Source organism: Bifidobacterium pongonis (genome assembly GCF_019331805.1).
GTDB classification, from domain to species: Bacteria; Actinomycetota; Actinomycetes; order Actinomycetales; family Bifidobacteriaceae; genus Bifidobacterium; species Bifidobacterium pongonis.
In genome coordinates, this window is the sequence record NZ_JAHBBE010000017.1 from 1 (window position 1) to 17775 (window position 17775).

Consider the following 17775-nt stretch of genomic DNA (forward strand, 5'->3'; position numbering starts at 1 on the left):
ACCTCCGCCCCCGACATCAAGGCCGCGCAGGACAAGATCTACGCGATCATCGACAAGCTCGACACGACGGGAATGTTCTACCGCCACGACATCGGCTCCAAAGCGCTGGGCGTGTGACGATGGCGCGTTGGCTTCGTTGCTCCTCGGTCGACATATCAACATATGCCTTCCCTCGGTGCGCCTTGCCACCGCGCGCATCGTCACACGCCCAGGCCACGCGGCATGGCACGTTGGCGGCGTTGCCCCTCGGTCGACATATCCAACATATGCCTTCCCTCGGTGCGCCTTGCCACCGCGCGCATCGTCACACGCCCAGGCCACGCGGCATGGCACGTTGGCCGCGTTGCCCCTCGGTCGACATATCCAACATATGCCTTCCCTCGGTGCGCCTTGCCACCGCGCGCATCGTCACACGCCCAGGCCACGCGGCATGGCACGTTGGCTAGCCAGCTAATGCACAGCGCAGCCGCATAACCGACCAACACCCGCAAGCCCCGACCGGTTCATCCGGCCGGGGCTTGCGTTTTCAGGGCAACCGATCAGTGCTCGTGCGCGTAGTGGCGGAACACGTCCTTCAGCATGGCCGCGAACGCGTCGCGATCCACCTCCATGCCCACCTTGTGCTTCGGCATACGCTCATCGTCGGGCGGGGCGATCACCGTCTGACCGATGTTCTCGGCATCGTCGCCGTCCTCCACATACACGTACCGTTCCTCGAACGTCACCAGATCGGGGTTGATGACGGATGCCACCGCCACCGCATCGTGGATCACATTGTTGTCGCTGCCGGGCACACGGCTGCGTTCCTCGGAGAACGTGGCCAGATCGTGCAGCATGCGGCTGGCGCGCGACTCGCCTTCGATGGCGAGCAGATCGCGGAAATCATCCTCGTTCAACGACGCGGCATGGGTGATGTTCAGACCGATCATCTCCACCGGCATCTGTTCGAACACCTCACGTGCCGCGGTCGGATCGATCCACGCGTTGAACTCGGCGAATTCGGTGATGTTGCCGAACGTGCCGCCGCCCATAATGCAGAACCGGTGGATGTACTCCGGCAGATCCGGATGTTCACGCAGCGCTATCGCGATATTCGTCAGCGGGCCGGTGGCGAACAGAATCAGCCGACCCTCCGCCTTCACCGCCTCCTCATAGATCACATCCCATGCGGGTTCCCTGTCGGGCTCCTTGACCGGCTCGCGGAACGCCACATTGCCCACGCCCGACGCGCCATGCACGTTCGCGGCGGTACGGTCATACGCCTTGCGCAGCGGCCGTTCGGCGCCGAAGGCCACACGGCAGTCGATGCCCAGCGTGTCGGCGAGGCACAGCGCGTTCCCTCGCGTCAGCAGCGCGGGCACATTGCCTTCCACCGCCGTGATGGCGACGATATCGAATTGCGGGCATGCCGCCGCCATCGCGATGGCATAGCTGTCGTCGACGCCGGGATCGCAGTCGATGATGATTGGGGTTGTCATGATGGTCGCTCCTTGTATTTCATGCATCGCATTGCCATGCGGATGCGGTTGACGTGATCGGTGTGATTCGGACCGATGCGGTTGATGGGATTGGGACTGATGGGATTGGGACTGATGGGATTGGGACTGATGGGCTCGGGACTGGTGTGCTCGGTGAGATTGATGGGATGGATGGGATTGGATGGATTGAAGGGACTGAAGGGGTTGAAGGAACTGGACGGATCGACCTACCCGATGGGACTGCTGCGGCTCGGACCGATGCTCGGACCGATGTGGTTGATGAGGTTCGTGCGGGCGGCAATCGGAAGATGAGAAGTGAGGGTGACGGTCGTTGGGTTCATTATGCTTACGCATGATTTGGCTCCATCATAGTATTCGAGTGTTCAGGTATTCAATGGACGAACAGGCCGACCATGCCGGCGGACAGCAGCGAAACGAGGATGCCCGAGATGAGCATGCGCCCGACCTGCTTGGAAATGGCGTCGTTCTTCTCCTTGGAGACCATGCCCTTGAAACAGCCGATGATCATGCCCAAGGTGGAGAAGTTCGCGAACGAAGTGAGGAACACCGTCAGCACCGCCTTATAATGCTCCGGGAACTGCGCAATGCCGCCGGAAATCTTCCCCATAACCACGAATTCGTTGGTGACGAGCTTCAATCCCATGAGCTGCGAGCAATCCCAGCTGGTCGTCGGGTCGAGGCCGAGCAGCCACGCGAACGGGTACATGATCGTGCCGAGGATCGATTCGAGTGACAACTGGTTCCAGATCATGCCGAGCAGCTTGTCGATCAGGGCCGCGAGCGCGACGAATGCGATGACGTTGGCGGCGATGATGAGCACGAGTCGCCCGGCGGAGAGGATGGAGTCACCAAGGAAGGAGAAGAATGGTTCCTTCGGGGCGGTCGAGGGGTCGCGCCGGTACAGTTTCCTGTGCCAGGGCAGCGCCTGGTAGGCGGCGATGGCTTGTTCCTTGGCTTCGCGTTCCTTGGCGTTCAGCCCGGCGAACACGTCCTTGTCCTCGTCGGCGGCGTGGATGACGTCCTCCTGTGCGCTGACGGCCACCGGATACAGCATGTGGCTGATGATGAGCGCGTTGATGCAGTTGAGCGGAATCGCGGTGATCACGTATTCGCCCGGCACCATCTGGATGTATGCGCCGACGATGGCTGCGGTGATGCAGCTCATCGACATCATGGCCAGAGTGACGTTGCGCCCCGCTTTCATACGTCGCAACTGTGTTTTGGAGATGGCGAGCGCTTCGGTGTTGCCGAGGAACATCATTTCGACGGCGAAGAAGGTTTCGAATTTCGGCCGCCGGGTGATGAAGCTCAGTCCTCGTCCGATCCAGGTGATGACCCATGGGAGGAAGCCGATGTAGGTGAGGATATCGAATAGCGGCACGATGAGGAGGATCGGCAGCAGTGCGCTGACGATGAAGTTGACCGGCGCGGGGTCGACGCCGTTCGCACCCACCCAGTTGCCGATGGCGAAGCTGATGCCTTTGAATGAGATGGCGACCAGCTGCGCGAAGCCATCGGCGGCGGCTTTCACCGCGTCACGTCCCCATTGGAAGCTGGTCAGCAGCCAAGCGACGGCGAGGTTGATGGCCACCATGAAGCCCACGGATGTCCAGTCTATTGATGCTCGGTCCCGTGAGAATACCCAGCCGACGGCTAGGAACACTATGAGGCCGAGGATGTTGATTGCCAGATACATGTCTCGTCTTTCTTTCACTCGTGTTGTGTTGCCGGGAACGAGCCGTGTGGAGATTCGGCCCGTTCATATGCGCTGTGGCCATGTCGGCTTCGCTGCCGACATCGCCCACGCATGTGTTCGGAGCATGAAAAAAGGAGCCCGTCCGTCATGACCTGCGCTGTCATGACGGACGGGCTCCCTACTTGGTTTGTGCCTCGTTTAGGCGAATCGCGCCTTGATCTGTGCCGCGTTCCCGTACGAGGCCTGAGCGCCGTAACCGGTGGCGGCGTAGGCCGATACGTACGAGGCGAGTCTCGCCGCGTCCTGGAGGCTGAAACCGGACGCGAGACCGGCGAGCACGGTGCCCATGAAGGAGTCGCCGCACCCGGTGGTGTCGACGGCATCGACCTTCACCGGGGCGATACGAGTGATACGTTCGCCTTCGGGGGCCGCGGTGTCGAGCACGACGGAACCGTCGCCGCCCAGGGTGACAATCGCCTCCTTGAATCCGAAGTCGGCCATGCAATCCGCCGCATGGTTCCAATCGAAGTTGTCCCAATCGTCGTCGTCGGGTTCGTCGATGCCCAGCAGCTGGGCCATCTCATGCTCGTTGACCAAGAGCACGTCGGCGGCTTCGACGAGTTCGGCGGGAATCACGGGGGTGAACGGGGAATCGTTCAGCAGCACCTTCACTCCGGCTTCGTGGCACATGCGTGCGGCCGCGGTGACGGTTTCGATGGGGCTTTCCAAGCACAGGCCCAGCACGCTGGACGACACCAGTTCGTCCTTCATGGACTGCACGTAGTCGACGGTGACCTGCGCGTTGGATCCGGGCGAATACACGATGATGTTCTCGCCGTCGGCGTCCACCACGATGACGGTGGTGCCGCTCGGCCCGAGCACGCGGCGCACGTTCGACACGTCGACGCCGGCGTTTTCAAGCTGTTCCAACAGGAAGTCGGCGTTGGAATCCGAGCCCACCGCGCCGAACATGCGCACGGTGGCACCTATTCTGGCGGCTGCGGCGGCCTGGTTGCCCGATTTGCCTCCGGGCAGCAGCTGCAGCGGGCCTCCGGTGATGGTCTCCCCCGGTCCGGGAAGACGCTGCGCGGTAACGGTGTAGTCGGCGTTCATGGATCCGATCACCGAGACCGTGCCGTGGATGCGATCCAATGCGGAAAGTACTTCGGGCGAGCTCATCGTGTATTCCTTCCTTGTGTGGGTTGTCTTTTGGTTTGTCTCGTCGGTGAGTGAGTTTGGGATTCGTCCGGCCCGGGCGGGCTGGTCTGGTCGAGATGGTCCGAAGACCCGCCCGCCCATGGTCGAACGTGGTGGCTACTTGGAAGCCTCGTCGCTTTCCAGCGCGTGGTTGCCTTCGTAGATCTTCTTCCTGAAGACGAAGAACACGATCAGGCCGAGCGCCGCGGATGCGGAGCCGATGAGCAGCAGGTTGGAGTAGCCGGCGGCCACACCGGTGGTGCCGACGATGGAGGAACCGCTGAGCGCGTTGGAGCCCAGGAGGCTGCCGATGATGGCGATGCCGATGGACGGCGACACGTTCATGGCCAGATCGTTCATGCCCACGCCACGTCCGGACTCATCCTTCTCGATGGTGCCCAGCACGGTGGAGACGACCGGGGAGTACATCATGCCGCAGCCGGCGTAGAACACGCAGGCCCACAGGGTGAGCACCACGAAACCGGAGTTCACGCAGAAGGCGGCGCCGGTCCAACCGATGAACATAAGGGTGCCGGCGGTCACGAGACCGGCCTTGATGCCGATCTTGCGGATGATCATGCCAGAGCAGGTGCCCACGACGGCGGCGACCACGAAGGCCCACACGATGTGCAGCGACACCTGGGTGGTGGTCATGCCGTAGATGTTGGTGCCGATGGCGTTGAAGATCGGGCTCAGCGCGTAGTTCACGAAGTAGAACACGAGGATCAGGCAGATGGCACGCAGCCAGCGGGTGTTCTTGAAGAACGCCGGGGTGATGAACGGGTTGGAGGCCTTGTTGATGTAGAAGCCGAACGCCACGAACAGCAGCACGGACACCAGCAGCATCCACCATGCCATGTAGGAGAAGAACAGGGTGAGGAACGCGGTGGCGAAGCCGAAGATCACGAAGCCGAAGCCGTCGACCTTCTGTCCGTTGCCGCTCTTGGACGGCAGCGTCTTGAGCAGGATGGGCAGGAACAGGATGGTCACCGAGGGGATGAGGAACAGGTACTGCCATGCGATGGAGCTGAGCATACCGGCTGCGAACACGCCGATGGAGGCGGACAGCTGGTAGGCGGCGGTGAACAGTCCGAAGAAGATCACCTTGAGATCGTTACGCAGATACTTGGTCGCCACCACCAGGAAGGCGGAACCGGCCACCTGCTCGCCTGCGGTTTGCAGGACTCTTGCGATGATGACGGTCCACAGGTTCGCGGTGAAGAAGAAGTTGGCGATGAAGCCGAACAGGGACCCCACGAACAGGGTGACCAGGCCGACGGTGACGAGCTTGCGCAGCGACACGAAGTCGCCCAGCGAGCCGTAGATGAAGCACACGATGCCGAGCACGATGCTCGGGAACGCGGTGATCAGGGATGCCTGGGCGGGTGCGCCCACATCGGCGCCGACCTGCTGGAATACCAGGTTGAAGCCCTGCAGGCACAGGGTGCCAAGCACGAAGGTGATAAGCAGCGGGATCAGGGCCCGGATGGCCATCTTATTGCTGGTGACCGGGTCGTCGAACGGATCCTTCGGCGCGACGCCGGTGGTTTCGTTGGTCATGGTCGTTCTCTCTTTCCGTTCCTAATACGTGTCTCTGTGGCTCAATCGGCGTTCTTCGCCAGATTGGTGATGCGGGTCATGAACTCGTCGAGGAAGCGCGGCACGTCGACGCCGACAGCGACCTTCATGGTCTTGACCGGGTCGTTGAGGCGGGTTTCGTCGCCGATGGTGCGGCCGCGGGTGGGGCCTTCCAGATCGACCTTCATGTTGATGTCGAGCGTGGTGACGAGGGTCGGATCGACGGCGACGCCCACTGCCAGCGGGTCGTGCAGGCCGCATCCGCCCAGATGCGGGGAGGTGGTCTCGTAGGCCTTGATGTAGAAGTCGGTCATGTCGGCCAGGAAGGTGCCGGCCTTGGTGCCGAGGTCGCGCCAGCGCTGCGTTTCCTTGTAGGTGAGGAGCGTCTGGAGGGTGACGTCGAGGCCGATCATGGTGGTCGGGGCGCCGGAACGGAACAGGTAGTCGGCGGCTTCCGGATCCTGGGAGATGTTGGCTTCCATGCAGGCGTTGCAGTTGCCGGGAACGGTGAGCGCGCCGCCCATGAGCACGATCTGGCCGATCTCATCCTTGATTTCCGGGGCCTTCTTGAGCGCCGCCTCGATGTTGGTCATCGGGCCGGTCGGCACGTAGACGAGGTCCTTGCCGTAGGTTTTGACCGCGTCGATGATGAAATCGACCGCGGACTGCGTTTCGACGGAACGGTTGGAGTCGGGGATGTCGACGTCGCCGATGCCGTTCTCGCCGTGGATGAACGCGGAGATGGGCAGGACGGAGAAGGATTCGGTGGTGCTGGAGTGCGGCAGGCCCTGGTAGACCTTCACTTCCGGGTGACCGAGCAGATCGGTGATCGCGAGTGCGTTGCGCACGCCCTGCTCGACCAGGACGTTGCCGTAGGTGCCGGTGATGCCGATGAGTTCGACTTCGGGGCTGCCCAGCGCATACGAGATGGCCAGAGCGTCGTCGACACCGGTGTCAAGATCAAGGATGAGTTTCTTCATTGGAGTTCGCCTTTCAACTTTGATGGCCCCGTCACTCCGTTAGGGAAATACGTGTGACGCTCCCTTTATGATAAAACGTTTTATCAATTTGACAAAGCACAGCGTGTCGCCTTATTTTCCAAGGAAAATCACCATTTTCGCCGCATTGCGTGGAGCGAACTACCGGCAAGCCGGAACAACGATTCGCGGACGCCCGGAACCCCGAACATCCGCGAATCCTCACCGCCCGCTCACCGTGGAACGCGAGACCAGATGCGGCGTGATCATGCCGACATGCAGCGGCGCATGCTGATCGTCGAACCTGCGTTTGAGCACGTCCCAACATTCCGCCGCCAACGCGTCCACGTTCTGCGAGATCGTGGTCAGATCGTTCGACAGGCCGAAGCGCGCCAGAATATCGTCGTAACCCACGATCGACACATCCTCAGGCACACGCAGCCCTCGCTCCTCCACACGTTTGCGCAAACCCATCGCCATCAGGTCGTTCGCGCAGAACACCGCGGTCACGCCGGCATCCAACAGCCTGTCCGCAGCCTCGTATCCGCTCGAATACCGGTAATCGCCCATCGCCATGCAATCGTCGTCAAGCGGTACGCCCGCACGCTGCAACGCCTCGATGAAGCCTTGGAGTCTATGGTCGACCATGCCGTCCGGGCGTTCGACGCCGATGCAGCCGATCTTCCCGGGCCGCAATCCCCCAGCTCCCCCAGCCGCACCGGCACCGGGAATCGGCTGCCCCTCGGCATCCACGCCAAGGGACGCGAGCAGCGCCTCGGCCGCCAGCCTGCCGCCTTCCGCGTTATCCACGCCCACGCCATCGCAGTACCCGGCATCCACCAGGCGATCCACGAACACCACCGGGCACGGGCATTCCTTCACATCGCGCCGCAGCGCCTCGCCATCCGCGCACGATTCCAAAGCGGGTACGAGGAACAGACCGTCGACGCCACGCGCCGCCACGCCGGTGATCAGCGCATGCTCACGTTCGCGCGAATCGTCGCTGTTGGCCACGATCAACGAATAGCCGTCGCGTATGGCCACATCCTCCAAGGTTTTGAACAGTGAGGAGAAGAACATGTTCTCGATGTCGGGAACCACAAGCCCCACCATGTTCGAACGGCGCGTGACCAACGATCGGGCCGCCTGATTGGCCCGGTAATGCATCGACGCGGCGACCTGCAGAACACGCTCGCGCCGTTCCTCCGAAATCCGCACCGGCCTGCCGTTGAGCACCAGCGACACCGTCGCCGGCGACACCCCAGCAGCAGCTGCGACATCCTTCAATGTTGCCCTGACCGCCATGGTCCGCCCCCTTTGCCGTTTCGCAACCGTTCGCCATGAGCCGCCGGGCATGGGCCTGTTCCCGCCCGCCAGGCGCACGGCAAAAATCTCGTTTCCTCACCAGCATACCGCCGGTAAAACGTTTAACTCACCGAAAAACCGCCATTCGGCACATACAAAAAACGGCGCATATCGGGCGCATACGCATACGCTAAGGGGCGCCTCCCGGCTCGCAGCCGGCGAAGCGCCCCACGCATCATCATCGCCCCAGCGCACCGCCCGTCATCACAGACATCACAGACATCACAAGTCTCACGGGCAGCGCAGCCGGCATGACAACATCACTGTTTCGGCAGGTCCATGAACCCAAGATCCTTCAGATAGTTCTTGCCCGTGGTGATGTCGTACTGGATCAGCTTGTAGTCGTCGACCAGCTGCTGGGTCTCCTTGTCGAAATCGCTTTCGACCATCGGCTTGCCCGACGAATCCAGGTACAGGCTCTGGCCTTCGGGAATGCGCTGCCAGCCTTGGATCTGGTTGACCACCGGAGGCTCCATGGCGGAGATCTTCCCGTGCATCTTGGTCAGGAACGCGATAAACGGCGACACCTTGGCATCCATATGCTCGGCCGCCTGCGCCATGAAGAAGTTCGGCGAGGTGTACTCGCTGTTCTCCACCTTGTTGCCCTGCGACGAGGACGCCTTGTTCGACCAGATGAAGTAATCGGTCAGGTGCAGCGCAAGCGAATTGTTCGCATCCGCGCTGGCCGTCGAATAGATGCCCGGCAGATGGTCGCCGTAGAAGACCACGGTGATGGGCTTGTCGATCTTATCCAGCTGCTCGAGGAACTTCTTGGTCTCCTTGTCGGTGATCGCGGCGCCCTTCTGGTAGGTCTGGATCGATTCCTTCTCGCTCTTGCCCAACGGGGTTCCCGTGGTGGATTCGGCGGTGAACTCGTTGTTCGGGTACCAATCGTGGTACGGCATGTGGTTCTGCATGGTGATGAGTTGGATGAACTGGTTGCCCTTGGTCTTGCGCAGCTCCTCCAGGGTGCTCTCATAGGCGGCGGCGTCGGAGACGTACGGGCTGGTACCCAGCTTGTCCTGATGGGAGATGATGTCCGGGCCGGTCAGCGTGTAGAAGTGCGAGAAGCCGAACTTCTTATAGTTGGTGGCACGCGAGTACATCGAGGACTCGTACGGGTGCACGCCGATGGAGTTCTTCGGCGCTCCCCACAGCTGGTTGACGGTCGGCGTCCAATGCTGGCCCGGCACCAACTGCTGGTAGGGGCTGGACAGCGAGGAGTCGAAGTTGGCCATACTCATGCCGGTCAGGCCCATGTATTCGAGGTTGGCGGTGCCGCCGCCGTAGCCGGACGACAGCATGTAGCCGGAAGTCGTATGTTCCTTGATCTTGCGGATGTTCGGCATGGAATCCTTGTTGACCTTCAGGCCCGGCACGCGGCTCGGGTCGGAGAAGGATTCGGACAGCACGTACACCACGGTCGAATCGTTCAGGTTGGCGGTGCGCTTGGCGTTGATGGTATCGGCGGCCTTACTGTACCGTTCGGCCACCTTCTTCATCGTCGCTTCGGAATAGTCGCTGGGCTTCTCCATCACCTTCGGGTTGAGCTGGCGCAGGAAGGAGACGATCGGGCCGTTGCGCTGCGCATCGTACACGGAATCCCACATGGACGCCTGATCGCCCATGGCGAGGTTGAAGTTGTTGGCCCAGGAGCCCACGGTTCCGGCCTGCATGGCGTATGCGCCGAGGAATCCCGCGGGAAGGATCACCAGCAGGATGCGCGCCGAGGCGTTCATCAGGGCGGTGCGACGATCGGAGGAACGGAACATGCGGCCGCGACGGGTGTCGAGATGATTGAGGCACAGGCACAGGGCGAGCAACACGAGGAATCCGGCGACCGCACCGAGGATGATCCAGTGCGCACCGGCCGGCATGAAGCTCATAAGGTTGCCTGTATCGGATTTCAGGAAACTCAGGTCGGACGGAAGGATCGCCTCATAGCGGATGACGATCTTGAAATGCTCGATGACCGCGATGATGATCGCAATCGCCAGATAGATCGGCGTGGCGACCCAGAATCGGTTGCAGATCATGAGCAGAATCAAGTAGACGATGCCGCATATCAGCAGATTCAGCACGGCGACGAAGTTCAAATTCGTCCACATTTTGGTGGCGAAACCCCAACCGATGGTGGGACTGGAGAGTTTGACGCGGGACGTCGCGCTCACGCCCCATTCCAGCACACCCACGCCGAGGGCGTCGAACAGGATGAACAGGACGCCGTACAACCAGCCCGGGAACGGCTTCCGAGGGCGTTTCAATGTGATCTTTGCTTCTTGGTTTTCCATACGCTTCTCTTCGTTCGAATCGAATACTCGCTTGCTAACGCATCATGTGCGGGGCACAGCAAAGGCCCTCTTGACTGTTCTTCTATTCCCTCTTGCGTTCTCTCAGCGTAGTGCATGGGCGCGGACCATACCCGTGCCCATGCGAATCAGCCACAGTTCATTCACCGTGTTCCGCGCTCCTACGGCAATCCGAGCACAGGCCGAACACCTCTATGGTGTGGCTTTTGATGGTGAACCCGTGCTTTTCCGCGATGCCTCGGAGCCAACTCTCCCCCGGCGATTCGATCTCCACGGTACGCCCGCAGTTGGTGCACACCATGTGATGATGATGCGCGTCGTCACCGCACAGACGGAACAGCTGCTGGCCGTCCAGCCGGATCGTGTCCACCGCGCCGGATTCGGCCAAGGAGTTCAACTGCCGGTATACGGTCGCCAAGCCGATGCGGATGCCGGAATCCTGCAGGCTGCGGTGCAGATCCTGCGCGGAGATGAACTCCTCGCAGCCCGCAAGTTGGTTCCTGATCGCATCCTTCTGCTTGGTTTGCCGTTCGATATGCTCCACCATCGCCGGCATCACGCCTCGCCCGCAGCCTGCGGGTCGAGATCGGCCCAGCAGCCGGTTTCCTCAAGTGCTTCGACCGTGGCGGCCGTGTCGTCGGAGAGCACTGTGATATGACCCATCTTGCGGTCGTGACGGACTTCGGCCTTGCCGTAATCGTGCACGTTCCACTCGGGGTGTGTGGCGATCAGCGCGCGCGTCGGCTCCACATGCTGGCCGAGCACGTTGACCATGACGGCGGGGCTCAGCAGCTTCGGCTGTTCCAGAGGCCAGCCGGCGATGCCGCGCACATGCGCGTCGAACTGGTCGAACGAGCAGGCTTCGATGGTGTAATGCCCGGAATTGTGCGGGCGCGGAGCGAGCTCGTTGACGATCACCTCGTCATCCTTGGTGATGAACAGTTCGATGGCGAGCGTGCCGGCGAGTTCGAAACCCTTGGCCAGGCGCAGCGCGAGCTCATGCGCCTTACGGGCGACTTCCTCGCTCACTTCGGCGGGCGCGATGGTCATGTGCAGGATGTTGTTGCGATGCTCGTTGCGCACGATCGGGAACGTGACGTAATCCTTGCCGTTGCCGGACACGAGGATGCTCGCCTCGAACGCGAAGTCCACGAAGCCTTCGAGAATGCTCGGCGGGAAACCGCCGCCACGGTCGCCGCGGGCGCGCACGCGTTCAAGATCGGCGTCCGACCTGAGCACGGTCTGCCCATGGCCGTCGTAGCCGCCGGAACGGGTTTTGAGCACCGCCTGGTAGTGGATCTCATCCAACGCGGCATCAAGCTCGTCGAAATTGTTGACTTCACGCCACGGTGCGGTCGGCGTGCCATGCTCGTTGATGAACCGCTTCTCGTTCACGCGGTCCTGCGTGACGCGCAGCAGGTCGGTGCCCTGCGGGACGGCGGCCAGGCCACGCACTTCGTCGATGGCGTCGGCGTCCACGTTCTCGAATTCGTAGGTGAGCACGTCGGATTTGACGGCCAGATCGTGGATGGCGGTTCTGTCGTCGTATTCCGCGGTGATCTGGAAGTCGGCGACCTGCGCGGTCGGGCAGTTGGGGGTCGGGTCGAGCACGCCGACCTTGAAGCCCATGTATCGCGCGGACAGCGCCATCATGCGGCCGAGCTGCCCGCCGCCGATGATGCCGATGGTCGAGCCGGGCATCAGGCGTTCAACGCGCCCGTTGGTTTCTTCAGACAAGCTGGGCATTGGATTCCGCCACCTTCTCCTTCAGCGAATCACGGTAGTCCTGCAGCGCCTGCGCGAGACGCTCGTCGGTGGTGGACAGGATGGAGACTGCGAGCAGGCCGGCGTTCGTGGCGCCGGAGTTGCCGACCGCGGTGGTGGCCACGGGAATGCCGCCCGGCATCTGCACGATGGACAGCAGCGAATCCCAGCCGGACAGGGCGTGAGAGCGCACCGGCACGCCGATGACGGGGAGCGTGGTCTGCGCGGCGATCATGCCGGGAAGGTGGGCGGCGCCGCCCGCTCCGGCGATAATGACCTTGAATCCGTTACCGCGTGCGGCGTGAGCGAATTCGCCCATCAGTTCCGGCGTGCGATGGGCGGAAATGACCTGCTTGTGGTACGGGACGTCGAACTGGTCGAGGACCTCGCAGGCGTGCTTCATCGTCTCCCAATCGCTGGAAGAGCCCATGACCACGGCAACCTCGGGCGTGCTTTCGCTCATTATCATTTACCTCCGTTTATTGAGAATACGCTCTCACTCTACCCTCGCCGCCAGTCATTGGGAAGGCACCCCCGTATGTGGGGAAAATTGGAAGCATTTGCGGAATCGTCGGGCGCTGCGCCGCCCGCGACTGTATGATGTGCCATTTGGAGTGAGGAACACCGAAATACCGCACGAGAAGGAGAAGGCACATGACCGATGGGCTGTTGCGAAGCATCACGGGACCTGATGATGTGAAGGCCCTGAGAGGCGATCAGCTGCCCGATCTGTGCGCCGAAATCCGCGAAACGCTGCTCGGCTATGGGCATCGTCATGGCGGGCATATCGGTTCCAATCTCGGTTTGGTGGAGGCCACCGTCGCCCTGCACCGCGTGTTCGACTCCCCCCGCGACCGCATCGTGTTCGATGTGTCGCATCAAAGCTACGTGCACAAAATGCTGACCGGCCGTGCGCAGGCCTATCTCGATCCGGCCCGCGCCGGCGAAACCACCGGTTTCACGAATCCGGAGGAAAGCGAGCATGACCAGTTCGTGCTCGGTCACACCGGTACCTCCATCTCCCTGGCCTGCGGTTTGGCGAAGGCGCGTGATGCCCGTGGCGAGAAAGGCAATGTCATCGCCGTGATCGGCGACGGCTCGCTCAGTTCCGGCGTGGCGTTCGAAGGGTTGAACAATGTCGCCGAGCAAGGCGGCAACCTCATCATCGTGTTCAACGACAACGAGATGTCGATCGCCGAGGATTTCGGCGGCATGTATGGTCCGCTGGCCCGTCTGCGCGAATCGGGCGGCACCGCGCAGCCCAATATCTTCAACGCGTTCGGCTTTGACTACCGGTATGTCGAGCAAGGCAATGACGTGACGGCGCTGGTCGAAGCGTTCACCGAGGTGAAGGACATCGACCACCCGGTCGTGGTGCACATCCATACGCTTAAGGGGCTTGGTCTGCCCGCCGCCGACGACCGCCATGAGGTGGATCATTGCGACCTGTCGGGCAGCGAACCGCATGCCGGGCGTTGCGAGGCTTCGCACTGGCAGACGCCGGACGCCGCGCTGGGCAAGCCGGATGACCCGCGCAAGTATTACGGCAAACTCGCCATGGCCGCGCTGGAACGCCGTTTCGCGGCGGAGCCGGGGCTGACCGTCATCTCCCCCGCCACGCCGGGTTCCAACGGCATCACCCGTGAATTCCGCGAGCGCGCGGGTTCGCATTATGTGGATACCGGCATCACCGAGTCCCATGCGGTGGCGTTCGCCGCCGGCATCGCCCGGGCCGGTGGCACGCCCGTTGTGGCGACCACGGCATCGTTCTTCCAACGTGCCTACGACCAGTTCTTCCAGGAGATGGCGTTGAACCGCCAGCCGGTCACACTGCTGTCGTTCCTGAGCGGCCTGTCCGGTTCGGACAACACGCATTCCGGCGCGTATGACATCGCCATGTTCGGCAATATTCCGGGGCTGATCTGCTTGGCTCCCACGAGCGGGTACGATTTCCTCGGTATGCTCGACTGGGCCACCGATCCGGCCCGCCGTGATTCGGCGCATTCCGACCCGATTATGATTCGTGTGCCCGGCGAGACGGTGCTTGCGGCGGATGCGCAAAGCGTGTACCGGGCGACGTGTGAAAGCCGTGGGGCTGCCGGCGCCGATTGGCTGCGCTGGCATACCGTGCGTCATGGTTCCGAAGTGGCGATTCTGGGGTTGGGCAATACGCTGCCGTTGGCGTTGCAGGCGGCGGATGCGTTGCCGTTCGACGCGACCGTGGTCGATCCGCGTCAGTTCGGTTCGTTAGATGAGGATGCGTTGGATGCCATCATGGAATCCCATCGTCTGATCGTCGCGCTTGAGGACGGCCAGAGTGAGGGTGGCTGGGGCGAGAAGGTCGCCGCCTATTGCGCCAACCGCCGTCTGCCGCGCGCCGTCGCCCCGCATGTGTTGACGTTCGGCGCGATCAAGGAGTTCACCGATCGCGTGCCGTTGGACGAACTGGACGAGCGCTACGGGCTTACCGTCGAATCGGTGGTCGACGCGGTGCTGGGTCTGATCGACTAGTTTTCAGGCAGTCCAAGGAATCCCACACGATTTCCGCACGCCGACGGGGCGGAACGGCGCGCATCCGGTTCTACGATGGTGCCTATGGCTCATTTCATCACTCGTTGGTTCGTTATGACCGTCGCGGTCGCCGTGACGGTGCTGCTGCTTCCCGGCATGGAGGTCGTCGGCAACCCGCCGGTGCTCGGCATCGCCGCGTTCGCCCTGTTCATGGCGCTGATCAACGCCTCCATCAAACCGGTCGTGCATATGATCGCCTTGCCGTTCTCCGTGCTGAGTCTCGGCATCGTATCGCTTATCATCAACTGGCTGTTCATGCGGCTCGCCTCCTGGCTGGCGATCAGCCTGTTCGACGTGGGCGTGAACGTGCGTGGATTCTGGTGGTCGGTGCTCGCCTCCATCATCATTTCGATCGTTTCGGGCATCGTCTCCACGATCGTCGGCGACTGACGGCGACTGACAACGCTCCCGACTTCTGCCGGCGCAACCGGCCTGTACGCATATGGGCGGTGTGGAATTGCATCCACACCGCCCATATATTTGGTTCGGTAAGGTTCCGCGACTACTTGTCGTATCGTGCGCCTTCCGGCTTGCTCGGCCTCAAGCCCAGCGCAATCTGCCCGGCCACCGCGGCGACCATGAGCAGTATGCCGATGATCACCACCGCGGTCGAACCGCCGCCGATCTGCTGTATCGCGCCCTTGAACGCGGTCCCCGCGAACTGCACCGGGTCGGTGATGCCCAGCGCGATGATCACCTTGGCGACGGGCGAAGCCGTCAGCCACCCGCCGATAAGACCGACCACCCACGGCAGCGCGGCCCACCAGCCCGGCATATCGGCGTCATGCAAGCGGCGCACGGTGAGCGCGAGCTTCGGGATGATGACGACTATCAGCCATCCCACAAGCGCGTATTCGAAGCTATCGTAGAAGAAATACATCACCAGGAATATGGCGTTCACCGCCCAGATGTACAGCACGGACCACCAGTATTCGGCGAGGGACGCGCGTCCGGAGAACACACGCCACTTCTTGAACATGCGTACGTATGCTTCCTTGAAGGAGATGTTCGGGTACGGCTGGTCGAGTGCGGGTTCTCTGGTGCCCGCCGCATTGGATTCGGTATGGTTTGCAGTCATGCGATGCCCCTTTTCGAATGGCCAAAAGCTTCGTTGCGCAGCCCACTATACCCGAATACTGCGCGACGTTTCGTATATCCGTCCGCCTGTCGGCGCAAACACGGCCCTCATGGTGCAAACGTTGCCAGAACGACCGGAACGGGTGCCGCCCCGGCAAGCCCTTCCCTCCCCCGCAGGAAGCGAGGTGACCGGCACCCGCCGTCACGCACAAATACGCCGCATGAAAATTGGACAATACGCAAAAGTCCTTGGAATCATTGGATTCCAAGGACCAATCGTGACCCCGGCCGGGCTCGAACCGGCGACCCTGAGATTAGAAGTCACATGCTCTATCCAGCTGAGCTACGGGGCCAAACCACACCCATCATAATGGGGGGTATATAAATAGACACGCTGCGCATGTGCCTGTTTTCCGTATTCCGGACTGCGTTCCTCCACGCCCGGCGCACACACGCGGTCCTCATGCCAGACCCCTTGCGGCGCCCCTTACTCGCCTTGCCCGTTACTCGATGATCCAGCTCAATCCGACGAGAACGATGAGGAACAGCACGTTCACCGCGCTGTACACGGCGAGATAGCGGCCCTTGCGGTCCGGATACTGGCGCACCACGTTCTTGTAGGAGATGAGCGAAGCCATGGACGCGATCAGGGTGCCCATGCCGCCGAGGTTCGTGCCGATGATAAGCGGACGCCACTGGTCGCAGAAGCCGGACAGCAGCAGCGTGGTAGGCACGTTGCTGATCACCTGGCTGGACACGACGGCGACCTCCAGCGGGTGGCCGCCGACCAGCGACTGGGCCAGCTGGTAGAACTCGGGTACACGCTTCATATTCCCGATGAAGATGAAGAACATGCAGAACGTGAGCGGCAAGCCCCAATCCACGTAACGGAACACGCGACGGTCGGTCACCAGGAAGGTGGCCACGACGATCACGCACATCACCCACAGCGGGATGAAATCAGACACCGCCAGCAAGCAGACGATGAACAGCACCGCGTACACCACGGTACGCCAACCGCCATAGCCCGCACCGTAACCGGTGATGCGAATCTCGTCGGGCTGATGCTTGCCGCGTTCGGGGGCGAGCACGCCGGTTTCCAGATTGCTGAGCTCGGAAACGGGGAGTTTGGGGAAGGCGAAGAAGATGACGATGAGCAGCAGCACCGCGGCGGACGCGGAATACGGTGCCATGATGCCGATCATCTCGCCCGCCGGCATGCCGGTGAGCGCCTTGAGGTACAGGTTGTGCGCGTTGCCGATCGGCGTGAGCATACTGCCCACATTCGCGCCGATGGTCATCAGCGTGACCACCAATATGGTTCTCTCACCCATGTCCGCCATGAGCAGCACCGCCACGGCGAAGGGGACGAAGGTCACCAGGGCGACATCGTTGGTGATGAGCATCGCGGAGAAGAACGTCAGCGATACCAGTGTGACCACCAATCCACGCAGACTTCCCACATGCTCCAGAAGACGCGAGCCGATGATGCGGAACACGCCGATGCGCTGAAAACCACAGACCACGATCATAAGGCAGATCAGCTGCGAGATGGTGCTAGCGTGGATGTACCCCGCGTATTCACCGTCCGGGGGAACGATGAAGCACGAGATCAACGCGAGTATAGAAGCAACGACGAGAATGGTCTCATTCTTCAGGACGTTGACCACCAAATGCCGCATCCATTCCTCCATGCACTCCCGTGGCACACCCCTTGTGTGCCACGGGCTTTCTTTTCAAAT

General features: G+C 61.8%; 15 protein-coding genes and 1 tRNA gene. 3 read left to right on the forward strand and 13 right to left on the reverse strand.

Translation table 11 applies throughout. The annotated features are described in order from the left end of the window. Positions 1-539: 539 nt before the first annotated feature. Positions 540-1478: a nucleoside hydrolase gene (locus tag KIH75_RS05400; protein WP_219055757.1), complete on the reverse strand. Its 939-nt coding sequence runs from the start codon at positions 1476-1478 to the stop codon at positions 540-542. Between the two features lie 84 nt (positions 1479-1562). On the opposite strand from KIH75_RS05400, the gene KIH75_RS05405 reads away from it, so the two are divergent. Continuing rightward, complete coding sequence (locus KIH75_RS05405) at positions 1563-1790, forward strand: hypothetical protein (protein WP_219055758.1); 228 nt, start codon at positions 1563-1565, stop codon at positions 1788-1790. 79 nt (positions 1791-1869) lie between these two features. Here KIH75_RS05405 and KIH75_RS05410 read toward each other — a convergent pair whose 3' ends face one another. The 9 genes from KIH75_RS05410 to purE form a co-directional block, all read right to left on the reverse strand. After that, positions 1870-3195, reverse strand: a complete 1326-nt coding sequence (locus KIH75_RS05410) for a NupC/NupG family nucleoside CNT transporter (RefSeq protein ID WP_219055759.1) — start codon at positions 3193-3195, stop codon at positions 1870-1872. Positions 3196-3393: 198 nt separating this feature from the next. Further along, the gene (locus tag KIH75_RS05415; RefSeq protein ID WP_219055760.1) at positions 3394-4374 is read right to left on the reverse strand and encodes a ribokinase; all 981 of its coding nucleotides are present in this window, start codon (positions 4372-4374) and stop codon (positions 3394-3396) included. A 135-nt stretch (positions 4375-4509) separates the two neighbouring features. After that, a complete protein-coding gene (locus tag KIH75_RS05420; RefSeq protein ID WP_219055761.1) occupies positions 4510-5952 on the reverse strand; it encodes an MFS transporter in 1443 nt (480 codons plus the stop codon). A 41-nt stretch (positions 5953-5993) separates the two neighbouring features. Continuing rightward, positions 5994-6950 (reverse strand): nucleoside hydrolase, encoded by a 957-nt coding sequence (locus KIH75_RS05425; protein WP_219055762.1) that lies wholly within the window; start codon positions 6948-6950, stop codon positions 5994-5996. Between the two features lie 219 nt (positions 6951-7169). Further along, complete coding sequence (locus KIH75_RS05430) at positions 7170-8252, reverse strand: LacI family DNA-binding transcriptional regulator (protein ID WP_219055763.1); 1083 nt, start codon at positions 8250-8252, stop codon at positions 7170-7172. Between the two features lie 320 nt (positions 8253-8572). Next, entirely contained in the window at positions 8573-10603 is a 2031-nt protein-coding gene (locus tag KIH75_RS05435) for an LTA synthase family protein (protein ID WP_219055764.1), read from the reverse strand. A gap of 157 nt (positions 10604-10760) precedes the next feature. Continuing rightward, positions 10761-11168 carry a Fur family transcriptional regulator gene (locus tag KIH75_RS05440; RefSeq protein ID WP_219055791.1) on the reverse strand — a complete coding sequence of 136 codons (408 nt, stop codon included), beginning with the start codon at positions 11166-11168 and terminating at the stop codon, positions 10761-10763. Between the two features lie 8 nt (positions 11169-11176). Then, a complete protein-coding gene (gene purK, locus KIH75_RS05445; RefSeq protein WP_219055765.1) occupies positions 11177-12367 on the reverse strand; it encodes a 5-(carboxyamino)imidazole ribonucleotide synthase in 1191 nt (396 codons plus the stop codon). Further along, a complete protein-coding gene (gene purE, locus KIH75_RS05450; RefSeq protein WP_219055766.1) occupies positions 12351-12848 on the reverse strand; it encodes a 5-(carboxyamino)imidazole ribonucleotide mutase in 498 nt (165 codons plus the stop codon). Before purE ends, purK begins: the two co-directional genes overlap by 17 nt. A gap of 191 nt (positions 12849-13039) precedes the next feature. On the opposite strand from purE, the gene KIH75_RS05455 reads away from it, so the two are divergent. Then, positions 13040-14896, forward strand: coding sequence for a 1-deoxy-D-xylulose-5-phosphate synthase (locus tag KIH75_RS05455; protein ID WP_219055767.1), 1857 nt, complete (start codon positions 13040-13042; stop codon positions 14894-14896). 84 nt (positions 14897-14980) lie between these two features. Further along, a complete protein-coding gene (locus tag KIH75_RS05460; RefSeq protein ID WP_219055768.1) occupies positions 14981-15346 on the forward strand; it encodes a phage holin family protein in 366 nt (121 codons plus the stop codon). Between the two features lie 112 nt (positions 15347-15458). Here KIH75_RS05460 and KIH75_RS05465 read toward each other — a convergent pair whose 3' ends face one another. From KIH75_RS05465 to KIH75_RS05475, 3 genes are all read right to left on the reverse strand, one after another. Further along, on the reverse strand, positions 15459-16034 hold the full coding sequence (locus KIH75_RS05465) for a DUF805 domain-containing protein (RefSeq protein WP_219055769.1): 576 nt from the start codon (positions 16032-16034) through the stop codon (positions 15459-15461). A gap of 278 nt (positions 16035-16312) precedes the next feature. Then, a tRNA-Arg gene (locus KIH75_RS05470) sits at positions 16313-16386 on the reverse strand. A gap of 150 nt (positions 16387-16536) precedes the next feature. Beyond that, on the reverse strand, positions 16537-17715 hold the full coding sequence (locus tag KIH75_RS05475; RefSeq protein ID WP_219055770.1) for an anion transporter: 1179 nt from the start codon (positions 17713-17715) through the stop codon (positions 16537-16539). Positions 17716-17775: the final 60 nt, after the last annotated feature.